We start from the raw sequence: 17,124 nt of genomic DNA on the forward strand, positions 1-17,124 counted from the left end.
CCGCCGCGCTCAGCATTGCGCCGACCGCCGCCCATGCCTGGGGCGGCACGGCTCATGCGGTGATCGACCGCGCCGCCATCGACGCGATCCCTGAAGACGGCCCGATCTTCCTTCGCCGCCACGCCGATTACATCGTGGCGTCGGCCGCGCTGCCGGATACATGGCGCGGCGATTCCGAACCTTTCTCCAAGGTGGAGGAAGATCCCAATCACGGCTGGTTTCGTGAACAATTCCAGTTCCTGAAACCCATTCCCCGGTCCCGATGGGCCTTCGTCATCGCTGTGTACAAGCAGCATGAGGCGATCAAGGACAGTGATCCGGCTGCTGCCGCGCGCACCAATGTCCGCTGGACAGGTACTCTGCCCTATGCCGCGATGGAGGCCTATGAGCGGATTATAGTCTGCATGAGGGCTGTCCGGATTGCCGGTGCGAAGGGGGAGGACACCCGGTTCGCCGAACAGCAATGCGCATTCGATGCCGCTCGCCTCGGCCATTATATCGGTGATGGCTCGCAGCCGTTGCATGACTCGGTGAACTCCGACGGATGGCTTGGCCCGAACCCGCAACAATATACCCGGGATCGCAGCATTCATGGCCGGTTCGAAAGCAAGTTCGTGGACGGCATGAAACTGACGGCCACTGATATCGCACCACGGATCGGTGCCCCCGCCCGTCGCAGCGGCGACATGTTCGATGCGATCCTCGCCTTTCTGGACGACGCTGGCCACCGGATGGAAACGGTCTACCGCCTCGAAAAGCGGAACGGGTTCCAGGATTTTACCGACAAGGACGTCCGCGCCCTGATCTATGAACGAACAGCGGCCGGAGCGGCGATGTTGCGTGACATGCTCTGCCGCGCTTGGGCGGAGAGCGCGAAATCGCCTGCTCCTGCGTCGCCCTCACCGCTCGACTTCGCCAACCCCGCCTTCGATCCCGAAACCGGATCGGCGCCGCCCTGACGCATATGTCGCCAGCAGATAGCGCGCATCAATCGCGCATGGCGTGCATGATCCAGGCGAAAGCGCCCGAGCAGCAGGATCGAAGCGATCGCCCCGATGATGGGAAGGCCAAGGCCGATCAGGATCATCCCCCATTTTACGCTGTCTGGCTGAACCTGTCGCGGCACATAGTCCAGGGCCGCGAGCGCCCAGCCGATGGTGGCGGCACAGGCCGCGCCGCTCGCCTTCACGACGACGAGGTAGAAGGCGAACATCCCCGTTTCGTACCGTCGTCCGCTGCGCCACTCGACCACATCGACCGCATCCGCCAGCAGCCCCCAGGGCAGCATGAAGACGCTTGCAAAGCCGAACCCGATCAGGGCGGCCGCCACGAAAGTCGCGATTGGCCAATGCAGGACGAGGGCGAACATGGTCAGCCCGAGGAGGCTGACGGCATGACCCGCGGACAAGAGCGTGCTTTTGCTGAAGCGCTGATTGAGGGTGGTCCATAGCAACACCCCGCAAAATTGCCCGCATGACATGACGGTCAAAAGGCCCGTGACCGCTCCGGGATTTTCGGCAACATAGCTGCCGACGTAAAGGAGCATCCGCCCGAAGGCAGAAGCGGCCAATCCCGTCAGCAGAGCAAGCGCTCCCATCGCGAGCACCATGGGATCGCAAAGAGGGATGACGATGCCGTCGGTCAACGGCCGGCTCATCTGCGGTCGGGGGTTTCCTATCGAAGCCCAGGAACAGAGCAGCATGGTAAGGGTGAAGATCGACGCGGCGGCGACGCCAGTCAGCGCCAGCGCGCCATAGCGTCCATCCCCCCCAGCTTGCTGTACGAGCGGCGTAACGATGGTCGCGATCGCAAGCGCGCTTGCCGTGCTGAACAGGAGCCGGTAGCCCGAAACGCGGCCGCGCGCCCTGCTGTCGGTCGCCACTTGCGCCATCAACGCATTATGCGGCACGTCGACCAGGGCATAGGCGCCACGAAAGGTCAGGATCGCTGCCGCCAAAAGCCACATCTTCGCAACGCCGAGCAACGGCATGGCGTATATCAGCGCGAAGGCAGCGCCGCAGGGCGCTGCGGCGGCGGCGATCGCCCAGCGATAGCCCCGTCCTGAACTGCGCCATCGGATAACGAGGCGGGCAGCCAGCATATCGAAAAGGAGGTCGCCCAAGATCGCGATCAACATCAGGTTGGCCGCCTGCGCGCCAGGGACGTCGAGAACATCGGTCAGCAGATACAGGATCGTAAGGTCTGCGCTGCTGAATACCAAAGCCTTCCCGAAGTTGCCGGAGGCATAGGAGATAGATCGCCCTTCGCTACGGGCTTTCTGATAAAGTTTTATCATCTGCGATTTTGTGATTTCGATGGTTCTTCTAACCGAAGATGATGACGTCGATTGACTTTCCCGCAGAACTGAAGAGCCGGGGCAGGAACCCACTCTCAGTCGGAGGGAAGGCCATGGGGTTGCGATCGATCAAGATCATTTTGGCCGCGAACGACTTGATCGTCAGCCATGAAAATAGTCGAATAGCTGCTGCGCCACCGCCTTCGACACGCCGGGCGCGCGTTGCAGGTCTTCGAGCGCGGCGTCGCGGACGGCGCGGGCTGTCCCGAAGTGCATCAGCAGCGCCTTCTTGCGGGCAGGGCCGATGCCGGGGACTTCGTCCAGCGACGATACGGTGATCGCCTTGCTGCGCTTCGCCCGGTGCGCGCCGATGGCGAAGCGGTGGGCCTCGTCGCGCAGCCGCTGGAGATAGAAGAGGACGGGATGGTTCAGGGGGAAGGTGATTTCGCGTCCGTCCATCAGGTGGAAGACCTCGCGGCCCTCGCGGCCATGATGCGGGCCCTTGGCGACGCCGATCATGGTGACGTCCTCGATCCCCATTTCCTCCAGCATTGTGCGGGCGGCCGATAGCTGCCCCTTGCCGCCGTCGATCAGGACGAGATCGGGCCATTCGCCACTCTCGCGGTCCGGGTCTTCCTTCTGCGCCCGGCCGAAGCGCCGCTCGAACATCTCGCGCATCATCGCGAAATCGTCGTTGCTGGTTTCGGGGTTCTTCATGTTGAACTTGCGGTAGGCGTTCTTGCGGAACCCTTCCGGCCCCGCGACCACCATGGCGCCCAGCGCGTGCGCGCCCTGGATGTGGCTGTTGTCGTAGATTTCGATGCGGTCCGGCACGCCCTCCAGCCCGAAACTCTCGACCATCTCGTCCATGATGCGGCCCTGGCTGGTCGATTCCGCCAGCCGCCGGTCGAGCGCCTCGACCGCGTTGCGCTGCGCCTGTTTGATGAGGCGGGTGCGATCGCCGCGCTGGGGGACTTCGATGCGGACGCGGCTGCCCGCGCGTTCGGTCAGCGCCTGCGCCATCAACTCGCATTCGGCGGGCTCGCGGTCAGCCAGGATCAGCTTGGGCGGCGGCACTTCCTCGTAGAATTGCGCCATGAAGCTTTCCAGCACCTCCTCCGTCGCCACATCGGCGGTGTGGACGGGAAAGAAGCTGCGATGCCCCCAATTCTGGCCGCCGCGGATGAAGAAGGCCTGGATGCACATCGCGCCGCCCTTCTCCGCCAGCGCGAAGATGTCGGAATCGCCCAGCCCTTCGGCATTGATGGCCTGCGACCCCTGGATGAAGGTCAGGGCCTTCAGCCGGTCGCGGATCACCGCCGCCTGCTCGAAGTCCATGGCGTCCGACGCCCGCTGCATCGCCGCGCCGAGCTTCTTCTGCACCTCAGTCGACTTGCCGCCGAGGAAATCCTGCGCGTCGCGGACCAGTTCGGCATAGCCCGCTTCGTCGATCCGATCGACGCAGGGGGCCGAGCAACGCTTGATCTGGTAGAGCAAACAGGGGCGCGAGCGATTGGCGAAGAAGCTGTCGGTGCAGGACCGTAGCAGGAACAGCTTCTGCAGCGCGTTGATCGTGCGCGTCACCGATCCGGCGCTGGCGAACGGGCCGTAATAGCGCCCCTTCGCCTTGCGCGCGCCGCGATGCTTCTGGACACGGGGGAAGGCGTGATCCTCCCGCAGAAGGATGAAGGGGAAGCTCTTGTCGTCGCGCAGCAGCACATTGTAGGGCGGGCGGTAGCGCTTGATGAGTTGCGCCTCCAGCAGCAGCGCTTCGGCCTCGCTGTTGGTGGTGACGATGGTCATGCTGCGGGTCTGCGCGACCATGCGCTGGAGCCGCTTGGGCAGGCGATCGACCTGCGTATAGTTGGCGACGCGGTTCTTCAGCGCCCGCGCCTTCCCCACATAGAGCACGTCGCCGCGCGCATCCTGCATCCGGTAGACGCCGGGGCGCACCGGCAGCGTCTTCAATACGGTGCGGATCGCCGCCACGCCGGCGTCGATGTCCGGCTGGCTGCCGGTGACGGTGTAGGTCGCCTTGTCTTCGTTGAAACGGTCGGGTGATTGCGGGCCGGACATGGGGGCAGAGATAGCGTCCCCGGTTGCTTTCGCAATGGGCGTGTGAGCGCTTCGTCGGTTCGAAACCAGTACAACGCCGTATGACTATCCCTTTAATTTTCAATTCAATAAAAGCGGGATGTCAAATTCCTCCAAATAATCATTGAACGATATCGGCCATGTTCAAGGCAACAGCTTTCAAGTAGATCAGTGCGTCGCTTTTATCTATTCTTGGCCGTCCCGCTACCGGGGACTCGGGCAGAGGGGATAGGCGTCATGCTTTCGATCATGTCTCAATTCAGCGTCGGCAGCGGCGCTGTCGGCATCGGCTATGACAGTGTCACTGGCGAGGTGTCGGTCTATCGCAGCTTCGGCGCCAGCATCTTCCGCTACAGCAGCACGGGCGCGGCGCTCGGCAGCTATGCCGTTCCGGGCGGCGGCGCCAATGATTTCGACCTGGATGGCGTGGCGGTCGATTTCATGATGAACGGCGTGCTGGTGCCCGCCGGCAGCATGCTGGTGTTCAACGGCGAGAGCGGCGTAGTGGAAATTTACGCCGTCAATCCGGTGACCGGCGCGATCATCGCCACGCTCACTACCGGCTTCGGCGCCAGCCATGTCGTGGGCGGCAGCTATAATCCGGTGACCGGGACCTTCTTCGTGGTGCAGGACAAGGTGCCCGCCACCGCGCTCGACAATCTGATCGCGGAGATTGCCCCCGCCACCGGCGCGGTCGTGGAGGAATTTCCAACCGATACCAGCGGTTTCACGGTCAATTTCGGCGATCTGGACGTCGATCCTTATTCGGGCGCGCTGTGGGTGGTCAGCAGCGACCATAGCAGTGTGCAGCGTATGAGCGTCGATGGCGCGATCTTGGGCACGGTCGATTTGCCCGTGGGCGTGGGCGCCTTGTCCGGCATCGCCTTCATTCCCGACTCGCCGGGCGAAGCCTTCGTCGTCAACACCAGCGGCACGGTGTTCCGCATCGGCGGCTTCCCCGTCGAGCGGGTCGGCGGCGCGGGCAATGACGTGCTGAGCGGCGGCACGGGCGACGATTTTCTGGACGGTGGCGACGGCAACGACACGCTGATCGGCGGCGCTGGGAATGACACGCTGCGCGGCGGCGCGGCCGGGCTGGACCTGCATTATGGCGGCGATGGCGACGATGTCATCATCATCGACCGCGCGTCGGACATCGTCGCGGGCGAACGCTATGACGGCGGGGCGGGGCAGGACAGCCTGATCCTGAACTTCAATACCGATGGCGACCTGTCCGGGGTGACACTGGCCGGGATCGAGTCGCTTACCCAGAGCTATTTCAACTTCGACACGGAGCTGACGGCGGCGCAGCTGAACGCGGTCACCAGCATTTCGGGCCAGTCCTTCACCCTGACCACTGGCGGCAACGTGTCGATGACAGGCGCGGCGATCAACACCCAGATTTTCAACCTTGCCGACGCCGGCACCGGGTTCAATCTGACGGGATCGACCCAGACCTATCTCATCACCGTCAATGGCGGCGCGGGCGACGATCGCATCACCGGCGGCGCGATGGCGGACACGCTGAATGGTGGCGGCGGCGCGGACGTCCTTACGGGCGGCGCCGGCAACGATATCATCAACGGCGGGCTGGGCGCGGACGTGATGCGCGGCGGCGCGGGCGACGATGTCTTCACCGTCGACAATAGCGGCGACAATGTGGTGGAAGGCAGCGGCGGGGGCAATGACAGCATCTTCGCGTCTGTCACCTACACGCTGCTGGGCCGCCAGGTCGAAACGCTGACGCTGACGGGAACCGCCAATATCAGCGCGCTCGGCAATGATTCCGCCAACACGCTGGTCGGCAATAGCGGGAATAATGTCCTGCGCGGGGGCCTGGGCAAGGATGTGCTGACCGGCGGCGCGGGACGGGACATATTCGGCTTCGACACCGCGCTGGGATCGACCAATATCGACCGCATCACCGATTTCACCGTAGTCGATGACACGATCCGCCTCAGCCGGTCGGTCTTTTCGGCGATCACCGCCAACGGCGCTTTGTCCGCCAGCGCCTTCCAGTTCGGGTCGGTCGCCCTCGATGCGGATGATCGCATCCTCTACAATCGCGCGACCGGTGGCCTGTTCTATGACGCCGATGGCGTCGGCGGGGTCGATGCCGTGCTGTTCGCCCGTCTGGAGGCCAATCTGGCGCTGACCAATGCGGATTTCCTGATCGTCGCATGAAGGCCGCGCATCGCGGCCCCTGAATGGCTGTCCGTCTCGCTGTTTTGTTTCCGCGGGTTCGTCGGGAACGAGGTTGGCCTCAGATGTCCTGCGCAATCCGGGCGTAAAGCTCCGGGCGGCGGTCGCGGAAGAAGCCCATGCCGGCGCGGTGCTTGCGGGCGCGCTCCAGGTCCAGCGTCGCGACCAGCGCGCCATTGTCGCGGGCGTCGGCTTCGGCGGCGAAATCACCCCATTCGTCGGTGATGAAGCTGTGGCCGTAGAAACGCTGGCCGTCCTCCTCGCCGATGCGGTTGGCGGCGATGACGGGCATGCAGTTGCTGACCGCATGGCCGATCATCGCGCGCCGCCACATGCGGCTGGTGTCGAGATCGGCGTCATAGGGTTCGGAGCCGATCGCGGTGGGATAGAAGAGCATCTCCGCGCCCATCAGCGCCATTACGCGGGCGGTTTCGGGATACCATTGGTCCCAGCAGATGCCCACGCCGATCGTGCCGTAGCGGGTCTTCCACACCTTGAAGCCGCTATTGCCGGGGCGGAAATAATATTTCTCCTCATAGCCGGGGCCGTCGGGAATGTGGCTCTTGCGATAAACGCCCATGATCTCGCCCTCGTCATCGATCATGGCGAGCGAGTTATAATGATGGTGCCCGTCCCGCTCGAAGAAGCTGGTCGGGATATAAACGCCCAAGTCTTTGGCCAGCTTGCGCATCTCCTGCACGGCGGGATGTTCGTCCACCGGCTGGGCGCGGGCGAACAGCGCCTCATCCTCCTCGCGGCAGAAATAGGGGCCTTCAAACAGTTCGGGCGGCAGGATGATCTTCGCCCCGCGCGCGGCGGCCTTGGTCGCATGGTCGGCGACCATGGCGATATTGTCGGCCATGTCGTCCGAAAAGGCGAGTTGCAGGGCGGCGACGGTGACTTTGGTCATTCTGTCTCTCAAACGGGTGAGGGGGAGGGCATCTGCTGGCTGCAACAATGGAAGCTGCCGCCGCCCGACAATATGGCGTCGCTCCGCAATCCGACAATATCCCGGCCCGGAAAGAAGGGGCGCAGGGCGTCGAGCGCGGCGGCGTCGTTGGGGCGGCCGTAGACGGGGACGATGACGGCGGCGTTGCCGATGTAGAAATTCATGTAGCTGGCCGGGATCGGCTCGCCATCGATTTCAACCAGGCCGGGAGAGGGCATGTCGACCACCTGCACCCCATGCGCCGTCGCGCGGGCGCGGGCGTCGGCATAGATGGCGGCGTTGGGATCGTCGGGCGTCGTGGCTACGGGCAGCGCCAGCGTGCCGGGGGCGACGAAGCGGGCGAGATTGTCGACATGGCCGTCGGTATGGTCGTTGAGCAGGCCGTCGCCCAGCCATAGCATGTCGGACAGGCCGAGGCTGCCGGCGAGCAAGGTTTCGATCTTGCCGCGGTCGAGATCGGGGTTGCGGTTGGGGTTGAGCAGGCATTGCTCGGTGGTGACGAAGAGGCCGGCGCCGTCGGTGTCGACCGCGCCGCCCTCGAACACCCAGTTCTGCGTCGCGGTGGGGAGGCCGGTGGTCGCGGCGAGGCGCGCGCCGATATCCTCGTCGCCGGGCATCTGGTACTTGCCGCCCCAGCCGTTGAAGCCGAAATCGACCAGCGCGCGGTGGCCCTTGCCATCCAGCACGGCGATCGGCGCGGTGTCGCGCAGCCACACGTCGCCGAGTTTGAGAACAGCGAGTGAGACACCTGATTCGACTAATTGGCGGGCGGCATCGGCATCGGCTTGGGTGGCCGCGACGAGGCGGACTTCCTCCCGTCCGCCTGCGTGGAGGGCGCTTGCGAAGGCGGCGATCTGGACACGCGCCTCATCGAATGCGCCGGGCCATTCGGCGGGGTTCGTCGGAAAGCCGATCCAGGTCCAGTCATGGGGTGCCCATTCGGCGGGCATGCGATAGGTCATGGCGGCTGATCCTCTGGCGAGCGCTATGGCGGCGTCATAGCCGCATGTGGAGGCAAGCAAAAGGGCGGCTCCCTTGCGGGGCCGCCCTTTCCTATCATTGGGAAATCCGAAGGACTTAGCGCGAATAGAATTCGACGACCAGGTTCGGCTCCATCTTCACCGGATAGGGCACTTCGTCCAGCGTCGGCACGCGGACATAGGTGACCTTGGCGGCGCCGTCGGGCGACAGATAATCGGGGATGTCGCGCTCGGGCAGGCTCTGCGCTTCGAGCACCAGCGCCATTTCCTGCGCCTTCTTGCCCAGCGTGATTTCGTCGCCCGGCTTCACCAGACGGCTGGCGATGTTGCACTTCACGCCGTTCACATAGATGTGGCCATGGCTGACGAGCTGCCGCGCGGCCCAGATGGTCGGCGCGAACTTGGCGCGGTAGACGAGCGCGTCGAGGCGACGCTCCAGCAGGCCGATCAGATTTTGGCCGGTGTCGCCCTTCATGCGGGCGGCTTCGGTGTAGTTCTTCTTGAACTGCTTTTCGGTGATGTCGCCATAATAGCCCTTGAGCTTCTGCTTGGCGCGGAGCTGGATGCCATAGTCGGACATCTTGCCCTTGCGGCGCTGGCCGTGCTGGCCGGGGCCATATTCACGCTTGTTGACCGGGCTCTTCGGGCGACCCCAGATGTTTTCGCCCATCCGGCGGTCGAGCTTATACTTGGCGCTGGAGCGCTTCGACATATTCTTTCCTCAATTGCTTCTAACGTTTGTTCACCTTCCTGATCCGAAAACCGGTTCCCACTTTTCGGGGAAGGTGAATGTGGCTTCCGGTCTCGCCTGCTGGCCATATTTCAGGGGCAGGGCCGCCGCTTCACCGGAGTGCGGAGCCAATTGCGAAGGCGCGCCTATGACGAGGGCGGGCGGCTCTGTCAACCCCTCGACAGGCGCGCGCGAGGCGCTTAGGCGGGCGGCCATGGACCCGGACAGCTATTCCACCATGGCGCAGGTGCGCGCGGGGGTCGACGCGCTTGACCGCCAGATCGTCGCGCTGCTCGCCCAGCGCTTCGCCCATATGCGCGCGGCGGCGCGGATCAAGCCGGATCGCGGCGCGGTGCGGGACGAGGCGCGCAAGGCGGAGGTGATCGCCAACGCGCGCGCCGAGGCGGAAGCGGCGGGGCTGCCGGGGGAGATGATCGCGGAGTTGTGGGATCATCTAGTCGAGCTGTCGATCGGGTATGAGATGGACGTGTTTGATCGGCGATGGAGATAAAATCACCACCCGTTCGGTTCGAGCTTGTCGAGAACTCTTGCGCTGGGTTCTCGACAGGCTCGAACCGAACGGGAGGAAGGTGGGTCAACGCTGGCGCGGGTTCGCCAGGGACGACAACACCCCGCGCAGCGTCCGCACCTCCAGATGGTTCCAGCCGGGCTTGGTTAGCAGGTTGCGCAGAGTCCGTTTGGTCGCGGGCGCGCGGTCGGGTGGGAAGAAATAGCCTGCGCCGTCGAGCAGCGCCTCGAACTGGGCGATCATGCCCTCCAGTTCCTCCTGCGGCGCGGGTTCGCCAAGGTCGGTGACGGTGGGCTGGGCGAGATCGGCCTGTTTCGACCATTCATAGGCGCACAGGATCACCGCCTGAGCGAGGTTGAGCGAGCCGAAGTCCGGGTTGATCGGCACGGTCAGGATCTTGCGGGCGAGGGCGACGTCGTCGGTCTCCAGCCCTGAGCGCTCCGGGCCGAAGACATAGGCGCTGCGACCCTGGGCGGCGTGGATTTCGCAGGCCGCTTCCTCCGGGGTCACGACCGGCTTGGTGACGCCGCGCTTGCGCACGGTGGTGGCATAGACATGGGCGCAGTCGGCGACGGCTTCGGCCAGCGTGTCATAGACCTGCGCCCCGTCCAGCACCGCGTCCGCGCCGGCAGCGGCCGGGCCGGCATCCGGGTTGGGCCAGCCGTCGCGCGGGGCGACAAGGCGCATTTCGGTCAGGCCGAAGTTCAGCATGGCGCGGGCGGCCTTGCCGATATTCTCGCCCAGTTGGGGGCGGACGAGGACGATGATGGGGGTGGGGTGGGGCATAGTCTCGGTATGACTGGCAGCCTCCCCCGTTTGCCCTGAGCGAAGTCGAAGGGCGTCACTGAGCGAAGGCGAAGTGTGCGATACGGCGGCTTGCTTCAACTTCGCCCAGTTTTCGGCGATCAGCGCTTCCTTCTTCTTGCGAGACCAGCCCTTGATCTGAAATTCGCTTTCCATCGCCTCCGCGCGGGTCGAAAATTCGACGGACCACATCAGTTCGACAGGTAGGCGTTCGGACGTATAGCCCTTGATCGCGCCGGATTGATGGGCGGCGAACCGCGCCTCGAGATCATCGGTGTGGCCGGTGTAATAGGAGCCGTCGGCGCAGCGGAGAATATAGGTGTAGAAGGCCATAGCGTCAGGGCTTCGCTTCGCTCAGCCGAACCCTTCGACTTCGCTCAGGGCGAGCGGTGTTATAAAACTCACTCACGCGCCACCTCCTGCACTGACCCCGCGAATTCCTCGAAATCCTTGGCGTCGGTGAAGTCCTTGTAGACGCTGGCGAAGCGGATGTAGGCGACGCTGTCGAGACGCTTCAAACCCTCCATCACCATTTCGCCGATGGCGCGGGCGGGAATTTCGCTTTCGCCGCTGGTTTCGAGCTGGCGCTGGATGCCGGAAATCAGCTTTTCCAGGCGACTCGGGTCGATCGGGCGCTTGCGGCACGCGATGCCGACCGAGCGGGCGAGCTTGTCGCGGTCGAACGCCTCCTTGCGGCCTTCGCTCTTCACCACCCAGATGTCGCGCAGCTGGATGCGCTCGAAGGTGGTGAAGCGCGCGCCGCACGCCTCGCACTGTCGGCGGCGACGGATGGCGGCATTGTCCTCGGTCGGACGGCTGTCCTTCACCTGGCTGTCTTCGTGCGAGCAGAAGGGGCAGCGCATCAGGTCTCCATATCTCCCATCCCCTTCAGGGGAGGGGCAGAGGGTGGGGGCTCTCGGGATAGCGTTGCGCCTTGAGGCGAACCCCCACCCCAACCCCTCCCCTGAAGGGGAGGGGCTAAAAAGCGATCAATAAATCGGGAAGCGGCCGGTCAGGCCCAGCACCTTCTCGCGCACATGCGCCTCGACCTGGCCGTCGCCTTCGTCGCCGTTGCGCTTGAGGCCCTCGACGACTTCGGCGATCAGGCGGCCGATTTCGCGGAATTCCTCTTCGCCAAAGCCGCGGGTGGTGCCGGCGGGGGTGCCGAGGCGGACGCCCGAGGTGACGAAGGGACTGGCCGTATCGAACGGCACGTTGTTCTTGTTGCAGGTGATGTAGGCGCGGTCGAGCGCCTTTTCCGCCGCTTTGCCGGTGGTATTCTTGGCGCGCAGATCGACCAGCATCAGGTGATTGTCGGTGCCGCCCGACACGATCGAGAGGCCGGCGTCGGCGAGCGTCGCGGCCAGAGCCTTCGCATTGGCGACGATCTGGTGGGCGTAGGCCTTGAACTCGGGCGTCAGCGCTTCCCTGAAGGCAACCGCCTTGGCCGCGATGATGTGCATCAGCGGGCCGCCCTGGAGGCCGGGGAAGATCGCGCTGTTGAGCTTCTTGGCGATCGCCTCGTCATTGCTGAGGATGATGCCCGAGCGGGGGCCGCGCAGCGACTTGTGGGTTGTGGTGGTGGTGACATGGGCGTGCGGCACCGGCGAGGGATGCGCGCCGCCGGCGACGAGGCCTGAGAAATGCGACATGTCGGCGAGCAGATAGGCGCCGACTTCGTCCGCGATCTCGCGGAAGCGCTTGAAGTCCCAGGTGCGGGAATAGGCGGTGCCGCCGCAGATGATAAGCTTAGGCTTGGTCTCGCGCGCGATGCGGGCGACCTCATCCATGTCGATCAGATGATCGTCGGGGCGGACGCCATAGGGCACGACCTTGAACCATTTGCCGCTCATATTGACCGGCGATCCGTGGGTCAGATGCCCGCCCGATGACAGGTCGAGCCCCATGAAGGTGTCGCCGGGCTGGAGCAGCGCCAGGAACACCGCCTGGTTCATCTGGCTGCCGCTGTTGGGCTGCACATTGGCGAAGTTCGCGCCGAACAGCTGCTTGGCGCGCTCGATGGCGAGGGTCTCCACCACATCGGCATATTCGCAGCCGCCATAATAGCGCTTGCCGGGATAGCCCTCGGCATATTTGTTGGTGAAGATCGATCCGGCGGCCTCCAGCACCGCCTTCGACACGATATTTTCGGACGCGATCAGTTCGATCTTGTCCTGCTGGCGCTTCAGCTCCTTGCCGATCGCGTCGAAGATCTCCGGGTCCGCGCTGGCGAGATTTTCGCTGAAGAAGCCGTCCTGACGGATGGCGGGGGCGAGGGTGTCTAAGCTCATCTCTGGTCCTTTCAGAGCGCGGGATGGGAGAGTTTGTCGACGCGGGGGCCATGGCGGCCGCCGCCGAAATCGGTCGAGAGGAAAGCGGCGACGCAGGCCTTCGCCATGTCGATGCCAGTGAGGCGCGCGCCCATGGCGAGCACGTTGGCGTCATTATGTTCGCGGGCCAGAGCGGCGGATAGCGGTTCGCTCACCAGCGCGCAGCGGCAGGCCGGGTTGCGGTTCACCGCGATCGAGATGCCGATGCCGGAGCCGCAGAGCGCGATGCCGCGCTCGGCCGCGCTGGAGGCGACCGCTGTCGCGAGCTTGTAACCATAATCAGGATAATCGACGCGATCGGCGGTGGCGGGGCCGAGGTCTTCCACATCATGCCCTTCTGCGCGCAGCCAGGCGGCGAGTTCCGCCTTCAGGTCGACGGCGGCATGGTCGGAAGCGATAGCGATCTTCATGGAGTCGGGGCGTCCCTTCACCGCGCGGGGTGATTCGTTTCTGCGCGCCTAATAGGGGGACGGGGCAGCAATTGCCACCATGGAGCTTGCCGCCTATGGCGGGGCATGGCCGGAACCATCCTTTCGATCCTGATGCTGGCGGGCGTGCTGCTGACCGGCGGAGGCGTTTACATGATCGTGAAGAAAGGGGATCGCAAGCGCGGGGCGCTGATGATCGTCGCGGGGCTGGTGATGTTCGGCAATGTGGCGATCAGTGTGATGCCGGTGGGGTGAGCGGCCGATCGCTTATCCTCCCCTGCAAGGGGAGGTGGCAGGCGCGGAGCGACTGACGGAGGGGTGTCCCGCTATCGAGAGGGTGACACCCCTCCACCACTTCGTGGTCCCCCTCCCCTTGCAGGGGAGGAATGAGTCACAGCACGTCGCCGAACATGAACCAGATCATCGCCAGCCAGGCGACCAGGCCGATCGTGCCGAGGATTATGCCGGAGCGGGCGCGGATGGCGGGCCAGAGGCCGCGGGGGTTGTCGTCAGGCATGTCCATGCGGCGGGCATAGCCGCCTGCGCCGCGCCGCTCAACCGGCGGCCGGTTCAGCCTCCGTCGGGGCTTCGGCGCGGTCCACGGCGGTCAGCCGGCTGGTGAACGCTTCGCGCCACCAGCGTATGTCCTGCGTCTCAACGCTGTCCATCATCGCGCGCCAGCGCCGCTGCCGCTCGTCCAGCGGCATGGCGAGCGCGCGCAGGATCGAGTCGGACATTTCCTCGGGGCTGTAGGGGTTGATGAGCAGCGCGTCCTTCAACTGCATCGCCGCGCCCGCGAAGCGCGAGAGGATGAGCACACCGGGATCCTTCGGGTCTTGCGCGGCGACATATTCCTTCGCGACCAGGTTCATGCCGTCCCGGAGCGGCGTCACCAGCCCGATCTTCGCCGCGCGGTAGATGCCGGCCAGTTCGTCGCGCGGATATCCCTGGTTGACGTAACGGATCGGGGTCCAGTCGACATCGCTATATTCGCCGTTGATGCGCCCGGCCAGCGCGTCGAGTGTCGCGCGAATCTGCTGATAGCTCTCTACGTCGCCTCTCGACGGCGGGGCGATCTGGGTCAGCACGACCTTGCGATGATGTTCGGGATGATCCTTCAAAAAGCGGGCATAGCCGGTGAAGCGCTCCTCCAGGCCTTTGCTGTAGTCGAGCCGGTCGACGCCGACGATCAGCGGCCGGTCCTGGAGCGAGGCGCGCACCTTGGCGTACATTGCCTGCGCGGTGTCGCTTTCGGCGGCATCCTTGAAATCTTGCGCGTTGATGCCGATCGGGCAGGCGATCGCCTGGATGGTGCGGTCGCCCACGGTCACATTATCGCCGTCGACCGTGCCGCCCATCTCCCGCTCGACATAGTGGCGGAAGGATTCGAGCCATTCCTCGGTGTGGAAGCCGACCACATCATAGGCGAAGAGGGTGCTGACCAACTTGCTGTGGTGGGGGAGGGAGACGAGCAGGCGCGTGGGCGGCCAGGGGATGTGGAGGAAGAAGCCCATCCGGTTTTTCAGCCCCCGGTCGCGCAGCATCTGTCCCAGCGGGATCAGATGATAATCGTGGACCCAGATGACGTCGTCCGGCTCGATCAGCGGGCTTGCGGTCTCGGCGAAGCGTTTGTTGACACGATTGTAGCCGCCCTCGAAATCGCGGGCATATTCGGCGAGGTCGATGCGAAAATGGAAGAGCGGCCACAGTGTCTTGTTGGCGTAGCCATTATAATATTCGTCGACATCCTGCTCTTCCAGGTCGATCGTCGCGGTCTTGACGCCCTGATCCTCGGCAAAGCCGATATGGCCGGTGAAATTGTCCGTCACCTCGCCCGACCAGCCGAACCAGATGCCCCGGCTCTCGCGCAACGCCTGCGCCAGGGCGACGGCCAGGCCGCCCTGATTGCCGGACTTGTTGGGGCGGCTGACCCGGTTGGATATGACGATGAGGCGACTCATCGCATCACGCTCCACGGTTTACTCAGCAGCACAGCGCAGTTGATGATGCCGACCAGGGAGTAGGTTTGCGGGTAATTGCCCCAAAGTTCGCCGGTTTCGGGATCGATATCCTCGGAAAGCAGCCCGGCGGCGGTGCGGCGGGACAGCATCACCTCGAACAATCGCCGCGCTTCTTCCGTGCGGCCGGTGCGATGCAGCGCCTCGATCAGCCAGAAGGTGCAGACGTTGAACGCTGTCACCGGCTCGCCGAAATCGTCCGGCGCGCTGTAGCGGAGCATGTCGTCGCCGCGCCGCAGGTCCGCCTCCAGCGCCGCGAGGGTGCCGATAAACTGCGGATCGTCGGCGGTCAGGAAGCGAAGGTCGAGAAGCTGGAGCAGCGAGGCGTCGCGCGAATCATCCTCGAAATTGGCCGATATGGCGTGGCTGTCGTCGCGCCAGGCGGATGCTAGGATGCGCGCCTTCATCGTGTCGGCGCGGTTCTGCCAATGGGCCGCGCGCAGGTCGAGGCCGAGCGCCGTCGCGGCATGGGCCAACCGGTCACACGCGGCCCAGCACATGACCGCGCTATAGCTGTGGACATGGGCGCGGGTGCGCAGTTCCCAAAGGCCCGCGTCGGGCTGGTCATAGACCTGCCAGGCGCGTTCGCCGACGACCTCCAGCGCTTCGAAATCGGCATGGCCGGCCATGCGCAGCAGCCGCTGGTCGATGAAGCCCTGCACCGAGGACAGGACGATCTGGCCATAGGCGTCGTGCTGGATCTGGCTGTAGGCGGCATTGCCGACGCGCACCGGCCCCATGCCGCGATAGCCGGGCAGGCTGTCCGCTTCCCACTCGGTCAGCGTCGCATTGCCGCGCACGTCGTAAAGCGGCTGGATATGTCCGCCGCGCGCGCCGTCCACGATATTGCGCAGATAGACGAGGTAGGATTCGAGGACGTCCAGCGCGCCGAGCCGGTTCAGCGCCTCGACCGTGTAATAGGCGTCGCGGACCCAGCAGTAGCGATAGTCCCAGTTGCGCCCCGAGTCGGCATGTTCCGGGATGGAAGTGGTGAGCGCCGCGACGATCGCGCCGGTTTCCTCATGCTGGCAGAGTTTCAGGGTGATGGCGGAGCGTATCACCGCCTCCTGCCATTCGGCCGGAATGGCGAGGCCGCGCACCCAGAGCTGCCATTCGTTGATCGTGTCGTCCAGCATCCGCTCGATCGCGGGGCGCAGCGCGTCGGAGAAGCCTTCGTCCGGCCCCATGAAGAAATGCATGTCCTGTTCCAGGCGGAACCAGCTTTCCTGGGAGATGAGGCCGATCGGCGCATTGGTCGATACCCGCATCGCCATGTAGGAGAGGACCATGCGGATATGGTTGGAGCCATAGGTGATCGGCACCTTGTCCGCGTTCCAGCTGGTCGTCGGGCGCAGCTTGACCCGGATGCGCGGGCTGCCCGCCACTGGCCGCACGATGCGGACGAAGGCGACGGGGCGATACATGCGGCCCTTATGCCTGTGGCGGGGGCAGAAGTCGTAAATGTCGATCGCGTTGCCCTGCGCGTCGCGCTGGCGCGTCACCAATATGGGGGTGTTGCGGATATAGTGCTGCTCGGCGGCGACGCAGCCTTCCAGTTCGATCGCCCAGAAGCCGCGCGATTGGGGACCGTCCCAATCCTTGTCGTCGAGCAGAGCGGAAAAGACAGGATCGCCGTCCACGCGGGGCACGCAGGCCCAGATCATCCGGCCGGCGCGGTCAATCAAGGCGGACGCCTGGCAGTTGCCGATGGGCCAGAGGTCTAGATTGCGCTCTTTTCCGGCGAGAAAGCTGTCGCTGCTGATG

15 protein-coding genes and 1 pseudogene are annotated in these 17,124 nt (G+C 64.6%); 4 read left to right on the plus strand and 12 right to left on the minus strand.

Annotated elements, in window-relative coordinates:
• Positions 1-59: 59 nt before the first annotated feature.
• The gene (locus V2B31_RS10830) at positions 60-959 is read left to right on the plus strand and encodes a nuclease (RefSeq protein WP_328278341.1); all 900 of its coding nucleotides are present in this window, start codon (positions 60-62) and stop codon (positions 957-959) included.
• Positions 960-1,021: 62 nt separating this feature from the next.
• Here the strand turns inward: V2B31_RS10830 and V2B31_RS10835 are convergent.
• Together V2B31_RS10835 and uvrC are read right to left on the minus strand one after the other, a co-directional pair.
• Positions 1,022-2,296, minus strand: a pseudogene (locus V2B31_RS10835) (MFS transporter); the annotation flags it as partial.
• Positions 2,297-2,458: 162 nt separating this feature from the next.
• Entirely contained in the window at positions 2,459-4,372 is a 1,914-nt protein-coding gene (gene uvrC, locus V2B31_RS10840) for an excinuclease ABC subunit UvrC (protein WP_328278343.1), read from the minus strand.
• A 267-nt stretch (positions 4,373-4,639) separates the two neighbouring features.
• On the opposite strand from uvrC, the gene V2B31_RS10845 reads away from it, so the two are divergent.
• Positions 4,640-6,574 (plus strand): hypothetical protein, encoded by a 1,935-nt coding sequence (locus V2B31_RS10845; RefSeq protein WP_328278345.1) that lies wholly within the window; start codon positions 4,640-4,642, stop codon positions 6,572-6,574.
• Between the two features lie 79 nt (positions 6,575-6,653).
• On the opposite strand, the gene aguB is transcribed toward V2B31_RS10845, so the two are convergent.
• The 3 genes from aguB to rpsD all read right to left on the minus strand — a co-directional run bounded on the left by aguB (position 6,654) and on the right by rpsD (position 9,233).
• Positions 6,654-7,502, minus strand: coding sequence for an N-carbamoylputrescine amidase (aguB, locus tag V2B31_RS10850; protein ID WP_328278347.1), 849 nt, complete (start codon positions 7,500-7,502; stop codon positions 6,654-6,656).
• Positions 7,503-7,510: 8 nt separating this feature from the next.
• Positions 7,511-8,503: an agmatine deiminase family protein gene (locus tag V2B31_RS10855; RefSeq protein WP_328278348.1), complete on the minus strand. Its 993-nt coding sequence runs from the start codon at positions 8,501-8,503 to the stop codon at positions 7,511-7,513.
• Positions 8,504-8,618: 115 nt separating this feature from the next.
• Complete coding sequence (rpsD, locus tag V2B31_RS10860; RefSeq protein ID WP_328278350.1) at positions 8,619-9,233, minus strand: 30S ribosomal protein S4; 615 nt, start codon at positions 9,231-9,233, stop codon at positions 8,619-8,621.
• A gap of 232 nt (positions 9,234-9,465) precedes the next feature.
• On the opposite strand from rpsD, the gene V2B31_RS10865 reads away from it, so the two are divergent.
• Positions 9,466-9,762, plus strand: a complete 297-nt coding sequence (locus tag V2B31_RS10865) for a chorismate mutase (protein ID WP_328278421.1) — start codon at positions 9,466-9,468, stop codon at positions 9,760-9,762.
• Between the two features lie 84 nt (positions 9,763-9,846).
• Here V2B31_RS10865 and V2B31_RS10870 read toward each other — a convergent pair whose 3' ends face one another.
• From V2B31_RS10870 to rpiB, 4 genes are all read right to left on the minus strand, one after another.
• Positions 9,847-10,917 carry a TrmJ/YjtD family RNA methyltransferase gene (locus V2B31_RS10870; protein ID WP_328278352.1) on the minus strand — a complete coding sequence of 357 codons (1,071 nt, stop codon included), beginning with the start codon at positions 10,915-10,917 and terminating at the stop codon, positions 9,847-9,849.
• A gap of 68 nt (positions 10,918-10,985) precedes the next feature.
• On the minus strand, positions 10,986-11,447 hold the full coding sequence (gene nrdR, locus V2B31_RS10875) for a transcriptional regulator NrdR (protein ID WP_328278353.1): 462 nt from the start codon (positions 11,445-11,447) through the stop codon (positions 10,986-10,988).
• Positions 11,448-11,573: 126 nt separating this feature from the next.
• Positions 11,574-12,875: a serine hydroxymethyltransferase gene (gene glyA / locus V2B31_RS10880; RefSeq protein ID WP_328278354.1), complete on the minus strand. Its 1,302-nt coding sequence runs from the start codon at positions 12,873-12,875 to the stop codon at positions 11,574-11,576.
• Between the two features lie 11 nt (positions 12,876-12,886).
• Complete coding sequence (rpiB, locus tag V2B31_RS10885; protein ID WP_328278355.1) at positions 12,887-13,324, minus strand: ribose 5-phosphate isomerase B; 438 nt, start codon at positions 13,322-13,324, stop codon at positions 12,887-12,889.
• Positions 13,325-13,429: 105 nt separating this feature from the next.
• On the opposite strand from rpiB, the gene V2B31_RS10890 reads away from it, so the two are divergent.
• Complete coding sequence (locus tag V2B31_RS10890) at positions 13,430-13,597, plus strand: hypothetical protein (RefSeq protein WP_328278357.1); 168 nt, start codon at positions 13,430-13,432, stop codon at positions 13,595-13,597.
• A gap of 136 nt (positions 13,598-13,733) precedes the next feature.
• Here the strand turns inward: V2B31_RS10890 and V2B31_RS10895 are convergent, their stop codons facing one another.
• From V2B31_RS10895 to V2B31_RS10905, 3 genes are read right to left on the minus strand one after another with little or no spacing between them, the layout of a single operon-like run.
• Positions 13,734-13,865, minus strand: coding sequence for a hypothetical protein (locus V2B31_RS10895; RefSeq protein ID WP_328278429.1), 132 nt, complete (start codon positions 13,863-13,865; stop codon positions 13,734-13,736).
• 31 nt (positions 13,866-13,896) lie between these two features.
• On the minus strand, positions 13,897-15,303 hold the full coding sequence (otsA, locus tag V2B31_RS10900) for an alpha,alpha-trehalose-phosphate synthase (UDP-forming) (protein WP_328278360.1): 1,407 nt from the start codon (positions 15,301-15,303) through the stop codon (positions 13,897-13,899).
• Entirely contained in the window at positions 15,300-17,069 is a 1,770-nt protein-coding gene (locus V2B31_RS10905) for a glycoside hydrolase family 15 protein (protein WP_328278422.1), read from the minus strand. The genes otsA and V2B31_RS10905 overlap by 4 nt, the downstream gene beginning before the upstream one ends.
• Positions 17,070-17,124: the final 55 nt, after the last annotated feature.

It is taken from the genome of Sphingobium sp., assembly GCF_036170395.1.
Taxonomy (GTDB): Bacteria; Pseudomonadota; Alphaproteobacteria; order Sphingomonadales; family Sphingomonadaceae; genus Sphingobium.

What these genes read in the sequence shown, in the direction of transcription:
- uvrC (WP_328278343.1), bottom strand. Translation starts at nt 4,372, where the DNA reads ATGTCCGGCCCGCAATCACCCGACCGTTTCAACGAAGACAAGGCGACC.
- V2B31_RS10845 (WP_328278345.1), top strand. Translation starts at nt 4,640, where the DNA reads ATGTCTCAATTCAGCGTCGGCAGCGGCGCTGTCGGCATCGGCTATGAC.
- aguB (WP_328278347.1), bottom strand. Translation starts at nt 7,502, where the DNA reads ATGACCAAAGTCACCGTCGCCGCCCTGCAACTCGCCTTTTCGGACGAC.
- V2B31_RS10855 (WP_328278348.1), bottom strand. Translation starts at nt 8,503, where the DNA reads ATGACCTATCGCATGCCCGCCGAATGGGCACCCCATGACTGGACCTGG.
- rpsD (WP_328278350.1), bottom strand. Translation starts at nt 9,233, where the DNA reads ATGTCGAAGCGCTCCAGCGCCAAGTATAAGCTCGACCGCCGGATGGGC.
- V2B31_RS10865 (WP_328278421.1), top strand. Translation starts at nt 9,466, where the DNA reads ATGGACCCGGACAGCTATTCCACCATGGCGCAGGTGCGCGCGGGGGTC.
- V2B31_RS10870 (WP_328278352.1), bottom strand. Translation starts at nt 10,917, where the DNA reads ATGGCCTTCTACACCTATATTCTCCGCTGCGCCGACGGCTCCTATTAC.
- nrdR (WP_328278353.1), bottom strand. Translation starts at nt 11,447, where the DNA reads ATGCGCTGCCCCTTCTGCTCGCACGAAGACAGCCAGGTGAAGGACAGC.
- glyA (WP_328278354.1), bottom strand. Translation starts at nt 12,875, where the DNA reads ATGAGCTTAGACACCCTCGCCCCCGCCATCCGTCAGGACGGCTTCTTC.
- rpiB (WP_328278355.1), bottom strand. Translation starts at nt 13,324, where the DNA reads ATGAAGATCGCTATCGCTTCCGACCATGCCGCCGTCGACCTGAAGGCG.
- V2B31_RS10890 (WP_328278357.1), top strand. Translation starts at nt 13,430, where the DNA reads ATGGCCGGAACCATCCTTTCGATCCTGATGCTGGCGGGCGTGCTGCTG.
- V2B31_RS10895 (WP_328278429.1), bottom strand. Translation starts at nt 13,865, where the DNA reads ATGGACATGCCTGACGACAACCCCCGCGGCCTCTGGCCCGCCATCCGC.
- otsA (WP_328278360.1), bottom strand. Translation starts at nt 15,303, where the DNA reads ATGAGTCGCCTCATCGTCATATCCAACCGGGTCAGCCGCCCCAACAAG.